3 protein-coding genes are annotated in these 2,606 nt (G+C 64.6%); 1 reads left to right on the top strand and 2 read right to left on the bottom strand.

Features of this window, described 5'->3' with window-relative positions; all coding sequences use genetic code 11:
• Positions 1-70: 70 nt before the first annotated feature.
• Complete coding sequence (locus GSQ83_RS23415; protein WP_158805298.1) at positions 71-562, top strand: DDE-type integrase/transposase/recombinase; 492 nt, start codon at positions 71-73, stop codon at positions 560-562.
• A 32-nt stretch (positions 563-594) separates the two neighbouring features.
• On the opposite strand, the gene GSQ83_RS23410 is transcribed toward GSQ83_RS23415, so the two are convergent.
• Positions 595-816, bottom strand: coding sequence for a hypothetical protein (locus GSQ83_RS23410; RefSeq protein ID WP_216850515.1), 222 nt, complete (start codon positions 814-816; stop codon positions 595-597).
• Positions 813-2,312 (bottom strand): IS21 family transposase, encoded by a 1,500-nt coding sequence (gene istA, locus GSQ83_RS23405; protein ID WP_174246733.1) that lies wholly within the window; start codon positions 2,310-2,312, stop codon positions 813-815. Before istA ends, GSQ83_RS23410 begins: the two co-directional genes overlap by 4 nt.
• Between the last annotated feature and the right edge of the window lie 294 nt (positions 2,313-2,606).

Here is a 2,606-nt window from a genome sequence, read left to right as displayed (position 1 = left end):
ATGGAAGCGGCCGAACAATGGGAGCCGGATGATGCGAGAGTATCACGTCCGGTTCTGAGAGAGCGCGGGGATGCAACTGCCCCGCGCCACTCGCCTGTTCATCCGCGTTCAGGGTGAATTACGCTATCTCTGGCGCGCCGTGGATCAGAACGGCGTCGTGCTGGGCATCCTGGTGCAGAGCCGCCGTGATGGCGCCGCGGCGAAGCGCTTCCTCAAGCACCTCCTGAAAGGCCTGCAGTATTCGCCACGCGTCCTCATCACGGACAAGCTGAAGAGCTACGGTGTGGCCAAACGCGAAGTGCTGCCGGGCGTCGAGCATCGAGAGAGCCGCTACCTTAACAACCGGGCAGAGAACTCGCACCGGCCGACCCGGCAGCGAGAGCGGCAAATGCAGCGATACAAGTCGATGCGCCAGGCCCAGCGCTTCCTATGCGCTCACGCTTTCATCTCTGGGCACTTCCGCCCGCGGCGCCATCGCATGACTGCCAGCCGGTATCGTGCCATGCGTGAGAGAGCCTTGAAGAGTTGGACACAGGTGACGTGCGCCCGAACCGCCGGATGACCGCTCCCGCTGCCCACCGGCTCAGATGTTGCTCAACCCCCACCAGTTAACGTGACAATCCCTCGCTGGGCCCGCTCGGCGAGCTCCAGCTCGGTGAGTGTGGCCAGCAGCCGCGCCGCTGGCCAACCTTCTCGGTCGGCACGCTCCGTGAAGCTCGACCACATGGCCCCGATAGTCGGCAGCCGCAATTCATTGAGCAACAAGGGCAGGCGAGCGGTGTCGACGGTGATGGTGTCGCTGATCCTGTCGTTCATGCTGCTTGCCCCATCGAGGGGAGCAACGTGTCGTAGCTGGCGACGGATGGGAGGGTGACGACGATATCGGGCATTATGCCCCGCACCGTCGCGAACCGGGTCCTCAGCGCCGCGAGATCAATGGCGAAGCCGCCATTCATCTCAGCCCCGGCGTTTTGCCCCATCAGGTCACTCAGGGCGACGGCGAGTTCCGCCTCATGGCCGCTCTCATGGGCGAGGAGGAGAAGCGCCACCATCGTCTTACAGGCGGCAGACGCATCACCGTCGGCTAACAACCTCTCCCATGCCAGGCGATAGGCTGGCCGGGGGAACAAAGCGTCGCGATAGACAAGATTAAGCAGAGCCATCGGCTTGCGACGCAGACTGTGGATGACGTGCCGGTAGTCGATGACATGGCCATGTCGCCCGTCGGCGCCGCTGCGACCACGGCGCAGCGTCAGGACCGGGCTGTCGCCAACGATGCAATCAAGCCGATCATCATAGATCCGCACCCGCATCCGAAAGCCGATCAGCCGGGATGGGACGGTGTAGAAGACCTTGCGGAGAACGAAGCCGCTGCTGGAGGTCACGAACACCGTGGCCTCGTCGTAATCGGTCGTTCGTCGAGACGGCAGCGCGTGCAGGGCCGTGGCTTCCAGGCGCACCATCTTGCCGCGCCGGGCATTGCGACGACCGATGAAGTCGGCGATCCAGGCGCGGTAGGCGTCGAGACTAGCGAAGTCGGCACTACCCCGGAGCAGAAGGGCCTGGGCAACACGACGCTTGAGATGCCCATGCTGGCTCTCGATCGCGCCGTTCTCATGCGCCACGCCGGTGTTGTTGCGGGTCGGCGTCATGCCGTAATGGACACAGAAGGCCTCGTAGCGTCGTGTCTGATCGAGACGCGCATCGTCATCGAGGTTGCGGAAGGCGGCGGACAGGCTGTCCGAACGATGTTCGGCGGGCACGCCGCCCAGCATCCAGAGAGCGTTCTGCAGACCAACCGCGAGGGCTGTGAAGCTCTCGCCGCCGAGCACCAACTCGGCATGCTCCCAGGCGGAATAGGCCAGAACGAAGTGATAGAGCCGGTGATCAAGGGCCTGGCCCGCGACGCTCACGCCCACATCGCCCATGTCCGTGAAGTCAGAAAGCGCCTGCTGGCCGGGGATATGGTCCTGACGGAAGATCACCTCCCGGTCGGCCCCATGCTCGGCGGACCAGGCACGGACCCGGCGCTCCAGGCTACGGCGTAAGCGATCCCAATCATGATCAGGATATCGGCGCTGCATCTCCTCGAGCAGGGTCACGGGCCGCAGGCCGGGCGTGGCCTCAAGCATCGGGCGGATCTCGCCATCCCATAGCCCAAGGAAAGGATCGGCGGTTCGACGTCGCGATCGGGGTTTATCGAAAGGCAGGGGCGGCAGGTGGTGCGCGGTCTCGATGCGGCGGCCGGTTCGTTCGCTGAACCCCGCCTTGGCGGCAGCGACAGGCTGAGGATGGTGACGACGGAAATCCATAAAGAGCCTCTTTTGCTGGCTGGTGACGTGTGGTCCGGGCACTTCGGTCCTCGTCTTCGTCGAGGAACCATGTTGCCCGCACACGCCGCGGCCCGCAGACGAGGGCAGAAACCTCGTCGCCGGTTAGGCTGACCTACGGCCAGGCTCCGCCCGACCTTCGGTCAGCCTAACCGGCCATCCGGCGATGTCGATAACCGGCGCATTGCCGCACCTGAAATGTTACCGGGGCCCTACCCGTTGCCTCAGCTGACATGCTCCCGGCCGGGGTTCACCGGCGGGGACGAGCATGAGGCG

Source organism: Acidisoma sp. L85, from assembly GCF_009765865.1.
In the GTDB taxonomy this organism is placed as follows: Bacteria; Pseudomonadota; Alphaproteobacteria; order Acetobacterales; family Acetobacteraceae; genus Acidisoma.
Note: the sequence above shows the minus strand (reverse complement) of the source record. Positions and strands in the feature narration are given on the sequence as shown.

Coding starts and splice junctions, on each gene's coding strand:
- GSQ83_RS23415 (WP_158805298.1), top strand. CDS start 71: ATGCAACTGCCCCGCGCCACTCGCCTGTTCATCCGCGTTCAGGGTGAA.
- GSQ83_RS23410 (WP_216850515.1), bottom strand. CDS start 816: ATGAACGACAGGATCAGCGACACCATCACCGTCGACACCGCTCGCCTG.
- istA (WP_174246733.1), bottom strand. CDS start 2,312: ATGGATTTCCGTCGTCACCATCCTCAGCCTGTCGCTGCCGCCAAGGCG.